Source organism: Chitinophagales bacterium, from assembly GCA_016787225.1.
GTDB lineage: Bacteria > Bacteroidota > Bacteroidia > Chitinophagales > JADJOU01 > CHPMRC01.
Map to the genome: position 1 here is coordinate 38,512 of JAEUUY010000008.1, position 19,517 is coordinate 58,028.

Genomic DNA, 19,517 nt, shown 5'->3' on the forward strand with positions numbered 1-19,517 from the left:
ATTTTATTCAATAATGGGATATTAAAATTGGAAGTTCAAACTCGCAATCTACGGTTTTACCATTAACTATTTCAGGCTTCCATCTTGGCATTTTTTCAATTAAATTTTTAACTTCATTAATTATTGAAACATTTTTTGAAAGATTTACTTCTTTAAATTTAGCATAACCATCTCTTTTTACAACGAAACAAATTATAATTCTCGTTGGCTTTATCTCACCTGAATCAAAACTCAGTTTCGTATAATTGAAATTTTCTCTAGTAAAATCAATTAATGCGCTATCCCCACCTGGAAACTCTAGGGCGATAGGGTATGGCCCACATACTATGATGTCCCCTTTCTTAGTTTTTTGCTTTGTTTTACTACTCTTCTTCTGAGCATTCAAGTCAATAGAAATAAATATAATAAGAAAAAATAAAAAACCAAACCTCATTCAATAATTTATTAGCCACAAAGAAACAAAGTCACAGAGCAATACATCTGCAAATTCTCACATTATCACATCACCACATAATCACATTCCAATTTTCAAATCGAATAATTTTCAAATTAATCTATTTTCAAATCAACTTTTCACTTCCTTATTCTCATCCACATATTTACTTGGACATTTCATGAGGATTTGACTAGCTTTGAAATGGTCATCCTCATAACTTCCTGCTACCACTATCTTTTCTGTTTGGTCAAAGCCATCAGGTTTGGTGCCTTTATGAATCACTTTAGACTCTACACCCTTTTCATCGACCATATAGAATTCAAAATGATTGGCATCTATTTGCGGATTATAGGTCTGAGGCTTCGATTTATTCAATCGACCTACAATGTGGTATTCCGTTGAGGCATTATCCATTGCCGTATCGAAGTCAGCGTAGGTAGAGTATTCATCACTTTTAGTGAAAATAAATCCGATAGCTATGGCTATGATGATAAGTCCTATGATATGTATTTTTTTCATAAATTGAAGCCTTTCTTGTTTATTAATTTGTAATTGCTTAATCTGCCCTCTTGTCAATGAATTCGATTCTCTAATTTTCCAAAAACGGATATTTATAGTCCACAGGCGGATTAAATGTTTCCTTAATTGTTCTCACTGAGACCCATCTCAACAGATTGAGTTTAGAGCCAGCTTTGTCATTGGTGCCACTAGCTCTAGCACCGCCAAATGGCTGTTGACCTACGACAGCCCCCGTTGGCTTATCATTGATGTAGAAATTGCCTGCCGAATTTTTCAATGCTTCAGTCATTTCTTCTATCGCATATCTGCACTGAGAGAAGATGGCACCTGTCAAGGCATAAGGCGAGGTCTGATCGGCTATTTTCAGAGTTTCTCTCCATTTTTCATCTTCATAAACATAAATGGTTAATACTGGTCCGAAAATTTCTTCGCACATCGTAGTGTATTGAGGATTTTTTGCCAGAATGATAGTCGGCTCCACGAAATAGCCTTTCGATTTATCATATCCACCTCCCAAGATAATTTCGGCATCACCAGACTTTTTTGCTGCTTCGATATAGTTTACAATATTGTCAAAGGAAGCTTCATCTATCACTGCATTCACAAAATTGGAGGTGTCTTCTACCGTACCCATTTTGATTTCTTTCAAATCTCTAGTTAAGTTTGATTTCACCGTATCCCAAAGTGAAGAAGGACAATACGCTCTCGAAGCAGCGCTACATTTCTGACCTTGGTATTCAAATGCCCCTCGAGTCAAGGCAGTAGAAAAGGCATGTACATCTGCTTTCGGGTGAGCAAACACAAAATCTTTGCCACCTGTCTCACCTACAACCCTTGGATATGATTTATAGTTATTGATATTATCTCCAATTGCTTTCCACATACCATTAAATACACCCGTAGAACCTGTAAAATGAACCCCTGCGAAGTCTCTATGCTTGAAGCAAACTTCACCGACATCTTTTCCACCAGAAAATACCAAATTGATCACACCATCAGGCATGCCCGCTTCCATAAATAATTTCATAAGGAAATGAGCAGAGTAGATTTGAGAATTAGCACACTTCCATACAACGGTATTGCCCATCATAGCAGCGCTAGAAGGCAGGTTGCCAGCGATAGCGGTAAAGTTGAATGGAGTGACTGCCAATACAAAGCCTTCAAGTGGTCGGTATTCTAGTCTATTCCACATACCATCAGGACTGTAGGGTTGTTCACCATATATTTCGGCTGCGAATTCTACATTAAAATGCAAAAAATCTATCAATTCACAGGCAGCATCGATTTCAGCTTGAAATACATTTTTACTCTGAGCCAGTATGGTAGCAGCGAGTACGGTGTTTCTATATTTCGTCCGCAATAAATCTCCAGCCTTCATAAATATAGCCAATCGTTGTTCCCACCGCATAGCTGCCCACTTCTCTTTAGCAGCTAGAGCTGCCTCGATAGCTTGCTCTACATGCTTGGCTGTGCCTTTGGACGCATGACCAAGAGTGTGGGTATGCTCATGGGGAGGACTCAGTCTTATTTTATCTTCAGTAAATACTTCCTTGCCTCCTATAATCATAGGTACTTCGATAGTTTCTTTTTTCAGTCGTGAAATTTCAGCAAGCAAGGCTGTGCGCTCTGCACTGCCTTTGGCGTATGCTCTTACGGGTTCGTTTTTGGCAGCTGGTACTTTGTAAAATCCTAATGACATAGTTTAATATATTTAAAATTCGATTAATTCAAAATTAAAGGATAAAATTAGAGGATAAACCTAAATTCAATATTTAAGAATTGATAAAATCCTATTTTCTGCGCCATTGAATATTATAATACGTAGCATAGATACTGCCAATAATCGTAGGGGTAAACCACGACCAATACCCAGGTAAAACTTCATTTACAACCAAAAATGCCGTCACAGCAGCTATGTAGCCACCAGATATCTTATTGATATGGTGTTTTATCCTCTCCTTTTTATACTTTTCGAAATCCTTAAATGCCCTTAAATCCCTTACTCCAGCTAAAAGACCAAAAATGCCAAACACAGTCAATACTATATTTACCTCGCCATTTACGATAATTGGAAGTCCTATCATGAGGGAACAATTCAGTATCAGTCCAATAGCTAGGATTTTATCAATTGTTATATTGAAACTAGGCTTCAAAACCTTTAGACATCTTCGACCACTAATGACACTATACAGACTAAAGACACCTATTCCGAACAAAAAAGGGCTGAAATGAGAGGGAATTAGCGCTATGCCTAGAGAAATCAGGACTGAAGCCACCATAGTATGATGAAAAACGGAACCAGATTTCTTGTGAATTTTACTGCCTTTGACCGTAAATGCCGCCACGAGACCTGCTATTAAGGCTGCTCCCCCAAGGCTCGCATGTAGATAAATGAGAAATTTTGGAATATCCATGATTCAAGTTTTAATAGTAAAAATAATGTTTAATTTTGGACTATAAAAAATAAATAGTTTATTCGGCGAATTACTATAAATTTGTGCTCTTATATTAGTTTTAGACACCAGAAGATATATTTTGAATGAAATTATTTAGTTTTCTTACCCAAGAAATAGCCATAGATTTAGGAACCGCAAATACCATCATAATGCATAATGATAAGGTGGTGGTAGATCAGCCTTCTATGGTGGCCATAGATAAAATTACGGACAAGGTTATTGCTATAGGCGAAAAAGCGCGCCAAATGCAAGGGAAAGAGCATAGGAATTTAGAGGTTGTTAAACCGCTTAAAGACGGAGTTATAGCTAATTTCCATGCGGCTGAAAACATGATAAGAGGGATGATTGGGATTATTTCGAAGACGAATTTCTTACAATTACCCCCAAATTATAAAATGGTAATCTGTATTCCTTCTGGTATCACAGAGGTTGAATTGAGAGCGGTAAAAGAAAGTGCGGAACGTGCAGGTGGAAAGGAAGTGAAATTGATTTATGAGCCTATGGCTGCTGCTATAGGTATAGGTATAGACGTCAAAGAGCCAGAAGGTAATATGATTGTCGATATAGGAGGAGGAACCACAGAAATCGCTGTTATCGCTCTTTCAGGTATTGTGTGTGATCAGTCCATTCGCCTTGCAGGAGATCAATTGACTAAGGATATTATGGATTATATGAAAACCCAGCATAATCTGAATATCGGAGAGCCTACTGCAGAGTTAGTCAAGAAAAATGTAGGGTCTGCATTGACACACTTAGACAATCCTCCACCAGAGTATCCTGTTCAAGGAAGAGATAACGTAATGGGTATTCCTAAGCAAATCATTATTTCATATCATGAAATAGCAGATGCCTTAGATAAATCAATTCAAAAGATAGAAGAGTCGATTTTGAAGGCTTTGGAGTCTACTCCACCTGAACTAGCTGCAGATATTTTTAGAACAGGCATATATTTAACGGGCGGAGGAGCCTTGTTGAGAGGATTAGATAAGAGATTAAGTGAAAAAACCAAATTGAAGGTGCATGTAGCCGATGATCCTTTATTGGCTGTAGCAAGAGGGACCAACATTGCCCTAAAAAATATGGAAAATTTCGCAGCAGTACTCAAGAACTAATAGGTATATCAGGGTTCTATGGGGAATATTATATTTATCTTTCAAAGAGCATTTCCATTTTTAGTTTTTATACTGCTTCAGTCAATTGCTTTTTATATCATTTTTAAGTATAATGACTATCATCAATCGAATTTTATCAGTAGATCAAATTATTTAGCAGCTAGTTTTAATGAGAAGCTTTCAAGTTTAACTAGCTTCGTTAATATGCCCAAGCACAATGAATCTCTAATAAAAGAAAATGCGAAATTAAGAGAAGAGATATACAAGATTTCTAAATTTATTAATACTATTCGTGGGGATTCTACAGGTGAAAAGATCGGGATATTGCTGCCTCCTTCCACAAGGGTTGTATCAGGAAAAGTTGTCAGTAATTCTATAGCTAGTTTACGAAATTACGTTATAGTCAATAAGGGTATAAAGGACGGCATTAAAAAAGATATGTCTGCAATAAGTAATCTGGGACCTGTAGGCATAGTTATTGAAGTTACCGAGAATTATTGCTGCATTATGTCTATTTTGAACAAGGATGCCAATGTGAGTGTTCGCAATAGATCTACAAAAAATGTAGGACAATTGAGATGGAAAGGCGGAGATATAAAGACTGCTCTGTTAGAAGAGATTCCTAAACACATCAAGTTAAAAAAAGGTGAAATTATTGAAACAAGTGGTTACTCAAGTTATTATCCTGAAGGTATTCCAGTAGGAACAGTAGAAAAGTATTCTGAAGATAGTAAAAGTAATTTTGCTAATATTCAAGTGAAGCTCTATAGCGATTTTTCAAAGCTGAAATATGTCTATCTTATAGAGAATATTGAACGTCCTGAAATTAGATCTCTTGAAGATACCATCATTAAAATTCAAAAACAGGAAAATTAATGAATAGTAAATGGACTAACCTAATATTCATAGGCATAGTTATTACGCTATTGCAGCTATTTTTTTCGAATAGTATTAGTTTTTATGGTTTATTCAATCCAAAAATATATCCAGTTTTTCTACTATTATTACCTAGAGATATTAAACCAGCATTCTATATGCTTATTGGTTTTTTCTATGGATCTATTATTGATATCTTTTGTAATACTTATGGATTCGGTATTGCTTCATCTGTATTTATCACATTTATTCGACCCTACGCTTTAGCTTTAATTTATAACAAATCTCCAGAAGAAGAAAGTGAGATTAGTGTGAAAATACAAGGCGAGAATTTTGTATTTTTATATCTGTTTATCGGTTTGGTACTATTTCACCTTTTTTATTTTTTTGTGGAATTGGGAGAAATAGCTAATGTGTTATACATAGCCTTGAAATCATTATTGAGTGCATCTTTGGCTATAGTTCTATACGCTATTTTTTATATGATGGTATATCGTCTGCCAAAGAAAAAATAATTGCAATTATTCTATTTCAAGTTATATGAGCGATAAGTTTAATAGTGAGAGTTATTTAAAAATGGAGTTGCTTAGATTCACCACTGCAGGGAGTGTAGATGATGGAAAAAGCACCTTGATAGGTAGATTACTTTATGATTCTAAATCCATTTTTCAAGATCAGATTGACGCTATTGAACGAATAAGTATACGCAAAGGTGAAGAGAAACTAAATCTAGCATATTTCACCGATGGACTTAAAGCAGAGTTAGAGCAGGGAATAACTATTGATGTCGCATATCGTTATTTTGCTACACCCAGACGAAAGTTTATCATAGCAGATACTCCAGGTCACATACAGTATACCAGAAATATGGTGACAGGAGCTTCTACTGCAAATCTCGCTATCATTTTAGTTGATGCAAGAAAAGGTATCATTGAGCAAACGAAAAGACATTCTTTGATAGCCTCACTGTTAGGAATACCGCACCTCGCTATTTGTATAAATAAAATGGATCTTGTTGAATGGGATGAATCTGTGTATGATAATATCCGGGAAGCATACAAAGAGTTTGCTTCTAAGCTATCCATTCGAGACGTTCATTTTATTCCTATTTCAGCTCTTCATGGAGATAATATAGTACATAAGTCTGAGAACATGCCTTGGTATGAGGGAACCACACTTATGTATCTTTTAGAGAATATTCATATAGCGAATGACCAGAATATGGTTGATGCTAGATTCGCTGTGCAAGGTGTTATAAGACCTCAGTCCGACAAATTCCATGATTATAGGGCATTTTCAGGTAGAATGCTCGGTGGAATTTTAAGAAGAGGTGATAAAGTCACTATTTATCCTTCAGGTTTTTCGAGCACGATTAAATCGATACATCATGGTGAAAAAGAAATAGAAGAAGGCTTTGTACCTCAATCTATTTCTATTCAGCTCGAAGATGAAATAGATATATCGAGAGGAGATATGATATTGCGTGAAAACAATGTGCCAAAACGAGGTCAGGATATAGAGGCTATGATATGCTGGATGGGTGACAAACCATTGCAACCAATGCAAAAATATGTTTTGAAGCATACCACTAAAGATGTCAAAGCCATGGTGAAAGCTATACAATACAAAATGGATATCAATAATCTTAGCCGAATTCCTGATACAACTAGTTTAAATATGAATGATATTGGAAGAGTAATACTGCGTTGTACTTCAGATCTGTTTTATGATGCCTATATTAAAAACAGAAATACAGGGAGTTTTATCCTAGTAGATGAAGCAAGCAATGTGACAGTAGGTGCAGGAACCATCATTGATTCTGCTAGCTAGATCATATGAAATTAAAACTAATATTTGCTACTTCGAATGAAAAAAAGCTCAAGGAAGTCAAAGAGATTCTAGGAGTGCGGTATGAAGTTCTATCATTGAGAGATATTCAATTTGAAGGTGAAATACCAGAGCCATTTGATACCATTAAGCAAAATTCGATTTTTAAAGCCAACTTCTTTTTTGAAAAAACAAAACTTCCTTGTATAGCAGAGGATAGTGGATTAGAAGTGGAGTTTCTAGGAGGAAGGCCAAGTGCCTATAGCGCTCGCTATGCAGGAGAGGAAAGAGATGATACCAAGAATTACGAAAAAGTGTTAGCTGAACTTGGGGATTCCCCTCAGAGAAATGCGAGATTTATTTCTATTATTACATTAAAAGATACTGACTGTGAAGAAGTATTCGAAGGTCACATGGAAGGCTCTATAAGTCATGAACCCAGAGGCAAAAATGGCTTCGGTTATGATCCTATTTTTATTCCTCAAGGATTTGATAAAACCAATGCAGAATTAACATCCGAAGAAAAAAATGCAATTAGTCATCGAAGAAAAGCAATAGATAAATTGACAATATATTTTCTATCATAATTTCTTCGACATTCTTTTAGATTTTTCTGCTTATTTAGCCTGGATGTAACCTTTTTACTTTGAGTTAAACTAATGCATATATCTTAGTATAAAAAATTTATGAATCTCTCCATCCAAAACTTAAACAAACAATACGCCAATGGCATTAAAGCTATTGATAATATCAACCTGGAAATAGGTGCTGGTATGTTCGGATTGCTCGGGCCGAATGGTGCTGGCAAATCCAGTCTCATGCGCACGATAGCAACACTTCAAGAACCCGATAGCGGTACTATTATGCTCAATGAAATCAATATTTTAGAGCAAAAAGACGAACTGAGAAAACAACTAGGTTATTTACCGCAAGAATTCGGCGTATATCCTAAGATAACGGCTTATGATATGCTGCATCATATAGCTACACTCAAAGGTATTCAAGGCAATATTAAAGATCTCGTTCAGGGACTTTTAGACAAGGTCAATCTCTATGAGTTTAGAAAAAAATATGTAAGTGATTTTTCAGGTGGTATGAAACAACGCTTCGGTATAGCGCAGGCACTGATAGGTAATCCGAATTTATTAATAGTAGATGAACCCACAGCAGGACTTGACCCAACAGAGCGCAATCGTTTCCATAATATTCTCTCCGAAATAGCCGAGAATAAAATAGTCATTTTATCTACTCATATTGTACAAGATGTCATTGAGCTTTGCAATCAAATGGCCATTATTCACCAAGGGAGTGTTCGGTTCCAAGGCAAGCCGTCAGACGCCTTGGGTATGCTAGAAAACAAGGTTTACGGAAGATTTGTAGAAAAAAACGAGATGGAACATTTTATTTCAAATAATCAGGTACTTTCAGAGAGGTTGTATGCCGGCAAGAATTATTTCAATGTATATTCCAATGAACCACTATCGGCACCTTTTGAAGCAAAAAAAGCAGATTTAGAAGATGTCTTTTTCTATATATGCAAAGCTTAAGTTCATTTCTTACTTGTAAATTTTAAATTTTATGTTTTGGAAAGTTTTGAGTTTTGAACTCACCTATTGGAGAACGAGGATTTATACTTATGTCTTTGCACTTATAGTATTTTTATTGACTACACTCACTTTCTCACTTGAAGGAATTTCCTTAGGAGGAGATGCCAATTTCATCAACTCCCCTTATAGTATAATGATATGGTATTATGTGCTGTGTCTTATCTTACCTATATTTATCAATAGTTTCGTGAGCTCGGGTATAACTCGTGACTATGAAAATAAATTTGATCAAATCTTGTATTCACTTCCAGTGAGCAGAACTAAAATTTTACTTGGCAGATTTGTAGGAGGTCTTATTGTTATATTTCTTATTTTTTTAACCGTGCCACTGGCAGAGTTGGTGGCTGAATACTTGCCATGGACAGATAAAGACATGATAGGTGCTTGGCGACTTGATGCTCATATTCATAGTATACTCACCATGGTATTACCAAATTTGATAATCATAGGCAGCATTCTTTTCCTTATCGCCAGCTGGACACGGAGTATTAATTCTAGTTTTTTAGGAGCTATAGCCGTCGTAGTGATATTTAACTCGATTAGTGGATTAAATGATAAAATAGATAATAAGACTATCGCTGCACTATCTGACCCTTTTGGATTTATGCCTATAATGTATTATACCAAGAAATGGTCGGTTTATGAGAAGAATTACCTCCTGTTTCCACTCGATTGGAAGTATTTCCTAAATAGGCTCCTGTGGTTATCCGTAGCTGTCGGACTATGGTTTGCTGCACTTCATATTAATAAGTTTAAGCTTCAAAAGACTAAACAAAAGGCTACTAAAAAGAAAGATGTTAAACCATCATTTTCTGGTGTTGATTATAGTAAAAAGGAGAAAGATTTTTCTTCAACTTATTTTCTGAAAAACATTCACTTTCAAGCCAAAATAGATTTTTTACACATCATTAAAAGTCCAGCGTTCTTGGTTACCATTGGACTTATTATTATGGTTCTCGTTATGTCATTTATCGGCACCATTCAGACAGACTCTGGATTAGCAGACCAATTAGCTACGACATCCAATACGCTTGACATACTAGAGGTAGTGACTAAAACGATTAACTATGCTATCATTTTCTTTTCAGGCATGCTGATATGGAAAGAACGGGATGCAAAAATGAATGATATTTATGATGCCTTACCTGTGAAAACATATACCGTTTTTCTTGGAAAATTGTGTTCAATTATTTACTTAGTCATGGTGTATTCCACCTTACTGCTGATTATAGGTGTCGCATATCAAATAGCCAGAGGAGTTTATGATATTGATTGGGCGCATTATGCTATGGAATTGTATGTTATCAATCTATTCTACTCTATTACCTTGGCTATTTTATCTATGTTTTTTCAGGTGATGATAAATAATAAATTCATCGCTTACTTTGCCTCTGCTATCGTCGTATTTGCAGAACCATTTTTATTTCAATGGTTAGAGATAAGTAATAATATGATTTCTATAAGCCCGAGTCTGCCGAGTGTTATTCATTCTGATTTTTACGGCTATGGTAGTTATAAAACATCCTTGTTTGCTTTTATGGCTTATTGGCTTTTGATATATAGTGTTATTGGCTTTATTGCTTATTGGTTTTATGTACGAGGTAGAAATACGAGCTGGAGAGAGCGATGGCAAGAGTCCAAAAAGCGATTGAAAGCATCAAAAGCCATTTTTTCAATTTTAGCAGTTACTACTACCGGCTTTATAGGATTTATGTATTATCAAACACAAATGCAGAATTCTTATTTCGGACAGAAAGAGAGGCTAGAGCGAATGGCATATTATGAGAAGAAATATAGACATCTCATGAGCTATCCAGTGCCTAAAGCTACCAAAGTAGATTATAAGATTGATTTATTCCCAAGTAAACGTTCATATCAAGTAAAAGGAAAAATGTGGATGGTCAATAAAGACGATACTAGCATTCAAAAAATTTATCTAAACAATGATTTTAAACATCCATTTAAAATTAATATCAAAGATGCAAAATTGAGCAATGAAGATAAAAAAGGCATTGTCAATTTTCAAACCTATTCATTGGTTAAGCCTCTACAAATAGGAGATAGCGTGCTCGTAGAGTGGGAATATTCTGAGACTAATTCAGGTGTAGAAAATGAAATCTCAAACAGGCGATTAAATAGTAATGGTACTTTCCTTGACTTTAGTTCTTTTACCCCAAGTTTTGGATATGACAAGGGCTTGGAAATTTCTCGAAAGTCAAAACGTGAAAAATTTGGATTGCCTACCAAGGCAGATTTTAAGCCTGCATTAATTAGAGAATGTACCCATCAATGTATGAAAGATTATATAGGTGGCATGGCAGATTGGGTTACCATTTATACAGAAATTTCTACTGAAGATGATCAAATCGCAGTAGCTCCGGGCGAAATGACCAAATCTTGGAAAGAAAATGGTCGAAGTTTTTATAAATATGACCTAACCCAGCCTTCAAAATTTTTCTTTTCGGTAGTATCTGGTAAATATGAAATATTGAAAGATACCTCACTAGGGGTGCAATGCGAAGTGTATTATTTACCAGAGCATGCGCATAATACCAAGGTCATGATGAATGCACTCAAAAAATCTATTGCTTATTATTCTCAGAGCTTTGGACCGTACAAACATCCTGTAGCTCGCATTATCGAGTTCCCAAAGTTTTCTAGTTTTGCTCAGGCTTTCCCTGGTACTATGCCGTATTCAGAATCGATAGGATTTACATCCAATATTGTCAACAATCCAGAGGACATTAATGAAGTATTTCATATCGTAGCACACGAAATGGCACATCAGTGGTGGGCACACCAAGTCGTTGGCGCCGATATGCAAGGTTCGGAAATGCTTTCAGAATCTATCTCTGAATACGCCAGTCTGAAATTGCTAGAAAAGGAGTATGGACTGGACATGGCGACAAAATTTCTCAAAGAATCGAATAATAATTATGTTTTCTCTCGTGCTTTTGAAAATAAAAAAGAGTCTTCACTCAAGGAGGTAGATGGACAGGGTTATATTTATTATCAGAAAGGTAGCTTGGTTTTATATGCAATACAGCAATTATTGGGAGAAGATAAAATGAATATGGCATTAAGTAATTTAATAAAAAATTATGGCTATAAAGAACCTCCTTATCCCAATTCTTATGCGCTTCTAGATGAAATTTACCAATTGACTCCCGACTCATTGAAATCTCATATCAAAGCTGGACTAGAGGAAATTGTTATTTTCGAGACCGATGTTCAATCTGCTGAAGTTAAAAAATTAGCAAATAACAACTATGAAACGACGATTCAATTTGAACTAGTAAAAAGAGCCGCTGATCCGAATGCCAAAGAAGTCAAAAAAATAAAAGATATTAAGCTAGGAAAGAGTGATGAGGTAGCCATTCGGGACTATTTCGATATCGCATTGTATCAAAATACCGAAGATAAATCTCGCTATGGCAAGTTCATGAAAAAACAACGATATCTTTTGAATAAGAAAAATAATACTTTAAAAATTCTCAGCGACAAAAAGCCAGATAAGATCGTGATAGACCCTTATTTCCTTCATATTCATAAAGACCCTGAGGAGAATATTAAGAAGCTGTAAGTGTCTATATTGGGCTAATTCTGAATAATAGCAAATGCCTAGAAAGCTAACTTTTTTATCACTTTTGCTGATCCTATAGATACTTGAACTATATAAATAGTATTTTGTTTGAAACTAAACTCTAGTCTCTTTTTATTAGAATTGACTATTTCTTTCAATAGCAGTTTTCCATCTACTGAGAAAATAGTGACGTCATTTATTATATTTAAAGAGGAAATTTCATAGTTGTCACCCTGATAATTCATGTCAAAATCTAAATTTTCTTCATCACGCTGTGAGCTATTTGTAGCCTTTAAACTCAATGTGCTTATAGCTGTATTGGTAACTATTGGCTCATTGTAATCAAAATAAATGCTTGCGGTATTTTTAATTTTTCGACCAATAGGTAAATTTTTTCTGAGCTTCATGGTATAATTAATAAATCCGTGACTATTTGGTTCATCGATAATTTTAGGGCTAAGATTTATATCTTCGAAATTCCAAACTAGAGTTCTTCCTCTAACGATGAGTCTTACAGGATGTGATATCTTACCTAAGGCTATACTGCTTAGGTCAAGCGAAGTATCTACATCATTTTCAACTCTGACCTTATAGGTTCTCCAGTTTCCTTCATTTTGAAAATTAATTAAATAGCTTAACTCCTCTGTTTTATGGTCTATATTGCCATCTGCTCCTTCACCATTTGGGCTTACAATAATTTCATTGGGATCATAAGATCCTTTGACATCGTCATGATTGATGGAAACATTGTTCCCAATTACCACATCATTTAATGTGGGGGTAATTAGAGTAGTATCAGATTTAATTGAACCGACAACATAGTTTGTAGGAGCGGTAAATTCAATCTTAATGAGTTCATGCTGACCAATGTGCAATAAGCCAAGCCCAAATTTAATGGTGTCTCCAGTTTGAGAATAAAATGTAGAGGCATTACCAATAGTTAATCCACTTGGATATTTGAACATGATTTGTGCATTCGTAATATCAATATTCCCAAGATTCGAAAAAAGAATATAATAAGTAACGGGTTGACCGGGAACTATTGCTGTATGAAAGGTCTTGACTGCTAGATTAGGTCCATTAGGGGGTAAATTCATTACTTTGCAAAGTGTATCAGTACAACCTAAATTGTCTTTTATATAATGGCATATTGTTTTAGGTCCAGTATGGGCATATTGGTGATATACAATTCTTCCTGAGCCATCTATTGTATCTCCAAAACTCCAATTATAATTAGAGATAGTATTAGGGGAATAAGCTTGAGATATGAAGAAATTATTAAAACTTAGAAGAGTTTTACCGGTTTGAAGAGAGTCCGTGGTTAAAAAGAATTCAGCAGAGCAGCATTTATAGACGGTATCAGTAGTTGAAATAGTTAATGTATCCTTATATCCGAAAATTCTATGGGTAATGATAACACGATAAGTGCCATTGGTTTTATAGTATATATTGCCCGAGGTGTCACCAGTATTCCAGAGGTAACTAAAGGTAGTATAATCTATAGGTGTTAGATAAATTGAAACATCATTTAACTTACAATCGTCAATTTTAGAAATTCCATGCTTACAGGTGTCGTCATTTACTTTATAATTAATAGTATCTATACAATTATACAAGGTGTCTTTAACTATCATTTGATATATACCATGCGTTTGACTTGATATTTTTTTTGTAGTAGAACCATTATTCCAGATATATTTTAATGCTTGATGGTTGTTATGTGTATTAGCATAGACCTCAAGGTCAACATCTCCAATCAAGCAATTATCTGTTTCGCCTATCGTTGCATAGAAGTATTTGCAAAAATTACATGTGTCATCAATAATATTTGTTTTAAATGAGTCTTTACAACTATAGGTCAAATCTGTCACGGTTAAACTATAGGTGCCAGAGGTTTTGCTAAAAACATCTTGAGTTGTTTCTCCACTGTTCCATTTATACAAGTATGCTCCACTTCCTACTGGCACAATAGCTGTTAGCCGTATGTCGTTATAATTACATGAGTCAATTTCATAAATACTAGGCTTTAGATACAAGCAGTTGAATGTATCTGATACGGTAATGTATGCGGTATCTACACATCCATAGAATGTATCCTTTACAATTGCTCTGTGAGTGCCTGCTCCTCTATAGTCAATAGTTATTCCATAGCCAATTGGAGACCATTCTACAAAGTTGATGCTTCCAGATCCGCCCGTAATAGTAGCTTGAAGCTTTATGTCATCTTTATAAAATCCATCGGAAACTTTTTTTATCCGGGCTTTATATCCATTACATTGGCTAATCACATTCTGACTAGTCGTGAATAAAATGCAAAGTAAAATAATGAATTTGTTAGGTAAATTTCTATTTCTCATAATTCTGTATTTAGGAATACAACGCAAAATTAGTGTGTTTATTTGCGAATAATACAAGAAAAAATAACTTTTGTTAGATAGATTAAAATAGTTTTTAAGGTATAGGATAAGCTAAACTCTGGCCACTATTATACTTCTTAGTGAATCTATTTTATACTGTTCTAATTGATAATCTCCAAAATGATGGATAACTTGAAACCCGATATTTTCTAGCATATCTTGAATTTCTGCGGCATCGAATAACTGAACCTGCTCTCTATATTGAAATATCGTTTCTTGGTCATTGATTTTTATTTCTTTTATCACAAAATCGTCTTCAAAATATTTTTGAATAGAAAATTCAATACCCGAAATAGTCTTGGTGTAGGATTCCTCTCCTTTTGCCCGCACAAGTTGACTATTGAGGTAATCGATAACTAATACGCCATTTTCCTTTAAATGTTTTTTAGCGCAATTCAATACCTTCAAATTATCTTCTTTATTTTCAAAATAGCCAAAAGATGTAAAGAGATTAAAGATAAAATCAAAAGTTCTATTTAAGTCGAAATGACGCATATCCTCTACTTGAAAATGCAATTTTTCGGATAATCCTTTTTCTCTCGCCTTGAAATTGGCATCCTTGATAGAGTTGGAAGCCAGATCTATACCCATTACATTATTTCCTTTGGATGCCATATAAATAGCATGTCTTCCTGCACCGCATGCTAGGTCTAAGATAGTATGTTGAGGTCTTATGTTTAATAGCTGGTAAAGGTGTTCTATAAACAACTCCGCCTCTTTGTCGTCTCTATGTTGATAGAGTATGTGATAATAGGGACTATTAAACCAGGATTCAAACCACGAAGTATTCATTATACTAATTCTATACTCGAAATTTTATTCCCTTTGACTTTGACTTCGATTTTTTCAAGCATAGTGGTATTGAGTGAAATGCCTACATGGTCAGCGACAATAGGAAATCGCTTATGTTTTCGTTCTACTAAAATCAAGGTATGAAGGGCATCTATTTTCATGTCAAAAAATGGTTTTAAAGCATAAAAAAGCGTTTTGCCGCTATTAATGACATCATCAACTAAAATAATGGCTGTCTCTTTTACCTGGATATTTTTGGATAATTTGATGTCACTTGTTTGAGGATTCTTTTTGTCAATTTCTAAAGCTACTACCTCAGTAGGTAAGTTGAGAATAGGCTTTAAGTAACTTTCTACCTCTTGAGCTAAGACATAGCCACTTTCTTTAACACCCACAAAGGTGATATGCTTACGATGACAATAGTTTTCCGCCAATTGGTAGGCTATTCTCTCTAATATTCTCTCAATTTTTTCTCTATTTGCTATTTGAGCCATTTTACTTAATTATTAGTTAGTCACTATTAGTTATTAGTTAATTCCTTTCAGCATCGGCACAAATTGAAATCCTTCAAAGCGTTCTTCATAATATTCACCTTCTTCCAGTTTTACAATACGCTTCATATAATTTGTGTCATTATCATTAAGAGGAATAATCATTTCTCCTCCTTTTTTAAGCTGACTAAGCAATGATTCAGGTACAAAATCTGCTCCACAAGTGATGATTATTTTGTCAAATGGTGCTTGACTAGGCATGCCTTCAAATCCATCTTTCAAAAAAGGAAATACATTTTTCATTTTCATCTTTTTGAAAAAAGACTTAGCTTTTTCGTGTAAAATTTTATGGCGCTCTAATGTATATACTTCTTTGCAAAGCTTGCTTAATACACTCGCTTGATAGCCAGATCCAGTTCCTATCTCTAAGATTCTATCTTTAGATTGAGGATTGAGCACAATTGTCTGCAAGGCAACGGTAAGCGGTGAGGACATAGTTTGATCTTCGTCTATCAGCACAGGCGCTATTTCATAGGCCATACGCTCGAATCCTATGGGCGCATACAAATGTCGTGGAATTTGACTCATGACCTCTAGAACCCTGTCGCAATGGCTTATCTTATAGCCTTTAAGCCTTTCTGTCAACTCATCAATCATATTTCGTCTTAGACCTATAGTTATATTGCTTTCCATCCTAAAAAATCTCTCAAAAGTAAGCATTTAACCTTAAATTTGACCTTTAATTATAAATAGAATTTCTAAGAAAAGTAACACGAAGATTATGTATAAAATCAAGTTTGGGACAGATGGTTGGAGGGCTATAATAGCTAAGGATTACACAGTAGACAATGTAGCTCGGGTAGCTGCAGCTACAGCTGATTTTATTTTAAAATCAAATCCTAAACCCACTCTTGCATTGGGATTTGATTGCCGTTTTGGTGGAAATATGTTTGCCGAAACCATCATTCAAGTCATGTATTCAAAGGGCGTCAAAGTTGTGTTTTATGATAATATATGCACTACTCCTATGCTATCACTGGCTTGCAATGAATATAAAGCAGATATAGGCGTCATGGTCACGGCGAGTCATAATCCACCTTCTTATAATGGATATAAGCTCAAATCGAGTTTTGGCGGACCTACACCACCTAGTCAAGTGCAGGAAGTTGAAGATATGATTCCCGAGTTCTATAATTATACTGAGGTTTCTTTAGATGTGATAAAGTCAAATGGATTTTTGGAGTATAAAGATTTCAGAACACTTTATTTGGAAAGGGTTCGTAGTTATTTTGATTTAGATAAAATTAATCAATCTCAATTAAAAATCGGCTATAATGCCATGTTTGGGGCTGGGCAGAGCATTGTTCCAGACATACTGCCGAATGCTGTTCATTTTAACTGTGAATGGAATCCTAATTTTAATCATATAGCTCCTGAACCTATTCCAGGAAATTTAAAAGACTTTTCAGAATTTTTAAAATCAAAAGGTGACATCGATGTTTCTTTTGTCAATGATGGAGATGCTGATAGAATAGCCTTAATGGATAGAAATGGTAATTACATAGATGCACATATGATTATTCTTATGCTAATCTATATTCTTCATAAGGATAAAGGGATGAGTGGTAAGGTGGTCGTAGCATTCTCTGTTTCACCTAAGATTAAAAAGATGTGTGAGGCATTTGGCTTACCTATCGAAGTAACTAAAATCGGGTTTAAATATATCGCAGAAATTATCCAAGAAGGTGGAGTACTTGTAGGCGGTGAAGAGAGTGGAGGTATTTCTGTAGCAGGTCATATACCCGAGCGCGATGGTATCTGGGATGCACTTATCGTAATCGATTATTTAGCCAGAACGGGTAAAACCCTAGAGCAATTTATTGAGGACATAAACGCTGTGGTGGGCGCATTTTCTTATGGCAGAAATGATTTGAAATTGACAGAAGAAAAAAAGCAAGCGATTCTGAATTATTGCAATACCACTGAGATAAAATCACTTGCAAATATTCCTGTAGAGCTGACTGAAACTATAGATGGCTTTAAATATCACCTTGAAGGCGAGCGTGTATTGATGATTCGAGCCAGCGGCACCGAACCAGTATTGCGCGTATATTGTCAAGCAGAGTCTAATGACAAGGTGAAAGATATTTTAGATAAAGTTTGTTCGTTTTTACATTCAATTTAATTCAAAATTTAAAATTAGATGTCCGACCCCCAGCCCAAAATCTCCTTTGAAAACACAGAAGTAGCTTATGCATACTTATCTAATAGTGAATTGCGCAAAGCCTATTGGCTCTTTAGAATGATGAGTATAAACTGGCTCGTGAGTATAGGCAATTCAGTCATTCATTCTATGCTCAAGCTCAACTTTCCTATTCAAGGAATCATCAAGAATACTATTTTTTCTCATTTTTGTGGCGGAGAGTCTTTAGATGAGTCCATTCCATTGATTAACCGATTGAAGAACAATAATATTGAAGTTCTTCTGAATTACAGTGTGGAAGGATTAGAAGATGCTTCTGGTTATAGAGATACCTATGAAAAAACATTGAATGCAATTCATTTTGCTAAGGAAAACCCTTCCGTCCGTGCTATGTGTTTGAAATTTACTGGCTTCGCGCACACTGATGTATGGGTAAAGCTACAAGCTAAGCAAGAATTGACACCAGCAGAACAGCAGGAATATCTTCAAGCGAAGTCATACATAGATAAATTATGCAGTGAAGCTGTGGACTGTGATGTGCACCTCTATGTAGATGCTGAGGAGAGCTGGTTCCAGGATAGTATCGATGAGCTGGTCGATGAAATGATGGAGAAATACAATAAAGATGAAGCCTTTATTTTCAATACTTATCAGTTGTATCGCAGTGATAAATTAGAGGACTTTAAGAAAGCACACCAGCGGGCGTTGTCAAAGGGTTATATCCTCGGAGCCAAAATAGTTCGTGGAGCTTATGTAGAAAAAGAAAACGATTACTATGTAAAACTCGGCAAGAAATCTCCAATCAATAATACTAAAGAAGCTTCAGATCGAGAATTCGATGGAGCTGTACGATATGCTGTAGAGAATGTAACAACTATTTCCCTATGTTGTGCTTCACACAATGAAGCTTCGAATAAATTGTATTATGAACTATTAATGGAGAAAAATATTCCCTTGAATCATAAACATGTCAATTCTTCTCAACTACTTGGCATGAGTGATAATATCACTTACAATCTCTCAGCCTTAGGCATGAATACGGCAAAGTATATGCCTTTCGGTCCAGTGAAAGAAGTGATTCCTTATCTTATTCGTCGGGCACAAGAAAATACTTCTGTAGAAGGGCAGACGAGTAGAGAGTTGCTGTTATTGGAGAAAGAATTGAATAGAAGGAATTTATAATTTATTATTGCAAGGA

General features: G+C 35.2%; 17 protein-coding genes. 9 read left to right on the plus strand and 8 right to left on the minus strand.

Annotated elements, in window-relative coordinates:
- Positions 1-7: 7 nt before the first annotated feature.
- The 4 genes from JNL75_02170 to JNL75_02185 all read right to left on the minus strand — a co-directional run bounded on the left by JNL75_02170 (position 8) and on the right by JNL75_02185 (position 3,369).
- Entirely contained in the window at positions 8-433 is a 426-nt protein-coding gene (locus JNL75_02170) for a hypothetical protein (GenBank protein ID MBL7788623.1), read from the minus strand.
- A gap of 132 nt (positions 434-565) precedes the next feature.
- Positions 566-955, minus strand: a complete 390-nt coding sequence (locus tag JNL75_02175; GenBank protein ID MBL7788624.1) for a cytochrome c maturation protein CcmE — start codon at positions 953-955, stop codon at positions 566-568.
- A gap of 70 nt (positions 956-1,025) precedes the next feature.
- Positions 1,026-2,654, minus strand: a complete 1,629-nt coding sequence (gene pruA, locus JNL75_02180; GenBank protein MBL7788625.1) for an L-glutamate gamma-semialdehyde dehydrogenase — start codon at positions 2,652-2,654, stop codon at positions 1,026-1,028.
- A gap of 91 nt (positions 2,655-2,745) precedes the next feature.
- Entirely contained in the window at positions 2,746-3,369 is a 624-nt protein-coding gene (locus JNL75_02185; protein MBL7788626.1) for a hypothetical protein, read from the minus strand.
- 125 nt (positions 3,370-3,494) lie between these two features.
- On the opposite strand from JNL75_02185, the gene JNL75_02190 reads away from it, so the two are divergent.
- The 7 genes from JNL75_02190 (at position 3,495) to JNL75_02220 (ending at position 12,416) form a co-directional block, all read left to right on the plus strand.
- Positions 3,495-4,523, plus strand: a complete 1,029-nt coding sequence (locus tag JNL75_02190; protein ID MBL7788627.1) for a rod shape-determining protein — start codon at positions 3,495-3,497, stop codon at positions 4,521-4,523.
- Between the two features lie 18 nt (positions 4,524-4,541).
- Positions 4,542-5,399, plus strand: coding sequence for a rod shape-determining protein MreC (gene mreC / locus JNL75_02195; protein ID MBL7788628.1), 858 nt, complete (start codon positions 4,542-4,544; stop codon positions 5,397-5,399).
- Entirely contained in the window at positions 5,399-5,914 is a 516-nt protein-coding gene (locus JNL75_02200; protein MBL7788629.1) for a hypothetical protein, read from the plus strand. Before mreC ends, JNL75_02200 begins: the two co-directional genes overlap by 1 nt.
- A gap of 61 nt (positions 5,915-5,975) precedes the next feature.
- The gene (locus JNL75_02205) at positions 5,976-7,229 is read left to right on the plus strand and encodes a sulfate adenylyltransferase (GenBank protein MBL7788630.1); all 1,254 of its coding nucleotides are present in this window, start codon (positions 5,976-5,978) and stop codon (positions 7,227-7,229) included.
- A 5-nt stretch (positions 7,230-7,234) separates the two neighbouring features.
- Positions 7,235-7,813: an RdgB/HAM1 family non-canonical purine NTP pyrophosphatase gene (gene rdgB / locus JNL75_02210; protein ID MBL7788631.1), complete on the plus strand. Its 579-nt coding sequence runs from the start codon at positions 7,235-7,237 to the stop codon at positions 7,811-7,813.
- A gap of 99 nt (positions 7,814-7,912) precedes the next feature.
- A complete protein-coding gene (locus tag JNL75_02215) occupies positions 7,913-8,773 on the plus strand; it encodes an ABC transporter ATP-binding protein (protein MBL7788632.1) in 861 nt (286 codons plus the stop codon).
- Positions 8,774-8,804: 31 nt separating this feature from the next.
- Positions 8,805-12,416, plus strand: coding sequence for an ABC transporter permease subunit (locus JNL75_02220; GenBank protein ID MBL7788633.1), 3,612 nt, complete (start codon positions 8,805-8,807; stop codon positions 12,414-12,416).
- Positions 12,417-12,454: 38 nt separating this feature from the next.
- Here JNL75_02220 and JNL75_02225 read toward each other — a convergent pair whose 3' ends face one another.
- From JNL75_02225 to JNL75_02240, 4 genes are all read right to left on the minus strand, one after another.
- A complete protein-coding gene (locus JNL75_02225; protein ID MBL7788634.1) occupies positions 12,455-14,773 on the minus strand; it encodes a hypothetical protein in 2,319 nt (772 codons plus the stop codon).
- Between the two features lie 111 nt (positions 14,774-14,884).
- Positions 14,885-15,625, minus strand: a complete 741-nt coding sequence (locus tag JNL75_02230; protein ID MBL7788635.1) for a class I SAM-dependent methyltransferase — start codon at positions 15,623-15,625, stop codon at positions 14,885-14,887.
- Complete coding sequence (locus tag JNL75_02235) at positions 15,625-16,119, minus strand: phosphoribosyltransferase (GenBank protein ID MBL7788636.1); 495 nt, start codon at positions 16,117-16,119, stop codon at positions 15,625-15,627. The genes JNL75_02230 and JNL75_02235 overlap by 1 nt, the downstream gene beginning before the upstream one ends.
- A gap of 33 nt (positions 16,120-16,152) precedes the next feature.
- Positions 16,153-16,809, minus strand: coding sequence for a protein-L-isoaspartate(D-aspartate) O-methyltransferase (locus JNL75_02240; protein MBL7788637.1), 657 nt, complete (start codon positions 16,807-16,809; stop codon positions 16,153-16,155).
- 88 nt (positions 16,810-16,897) lie between these two features.
- Here JNL75_02240 and JNL75_02245 point away from each other — a divergent pair, with 88 nt between their 5' ends.
- Positions 16,898-18,301, plus strand: a complete 1,404-nt coding sequence (locus JNL75_02245) for a hypothetical protein (GenBank protein MBL7788638.1) — start codon at positions 16,898-16,900, stop codon at positions 18,299-18,301.
- Positions 18,302-18,319: 18 nt separating this feature from the next.
- On the plus strand, positions 18,320-19,501 hold the full coding sequence (locus JNL75_02250) for a proline dehydrogenase family protein (GenBank protein ID MBL7788639.1): 1,182 nt from the start codon (positions 18,320-18,322) through the stop codon (positions 19,499-19,501).
- Positions 19,502-19,517 lie beyond the last annotated feature (16 nt).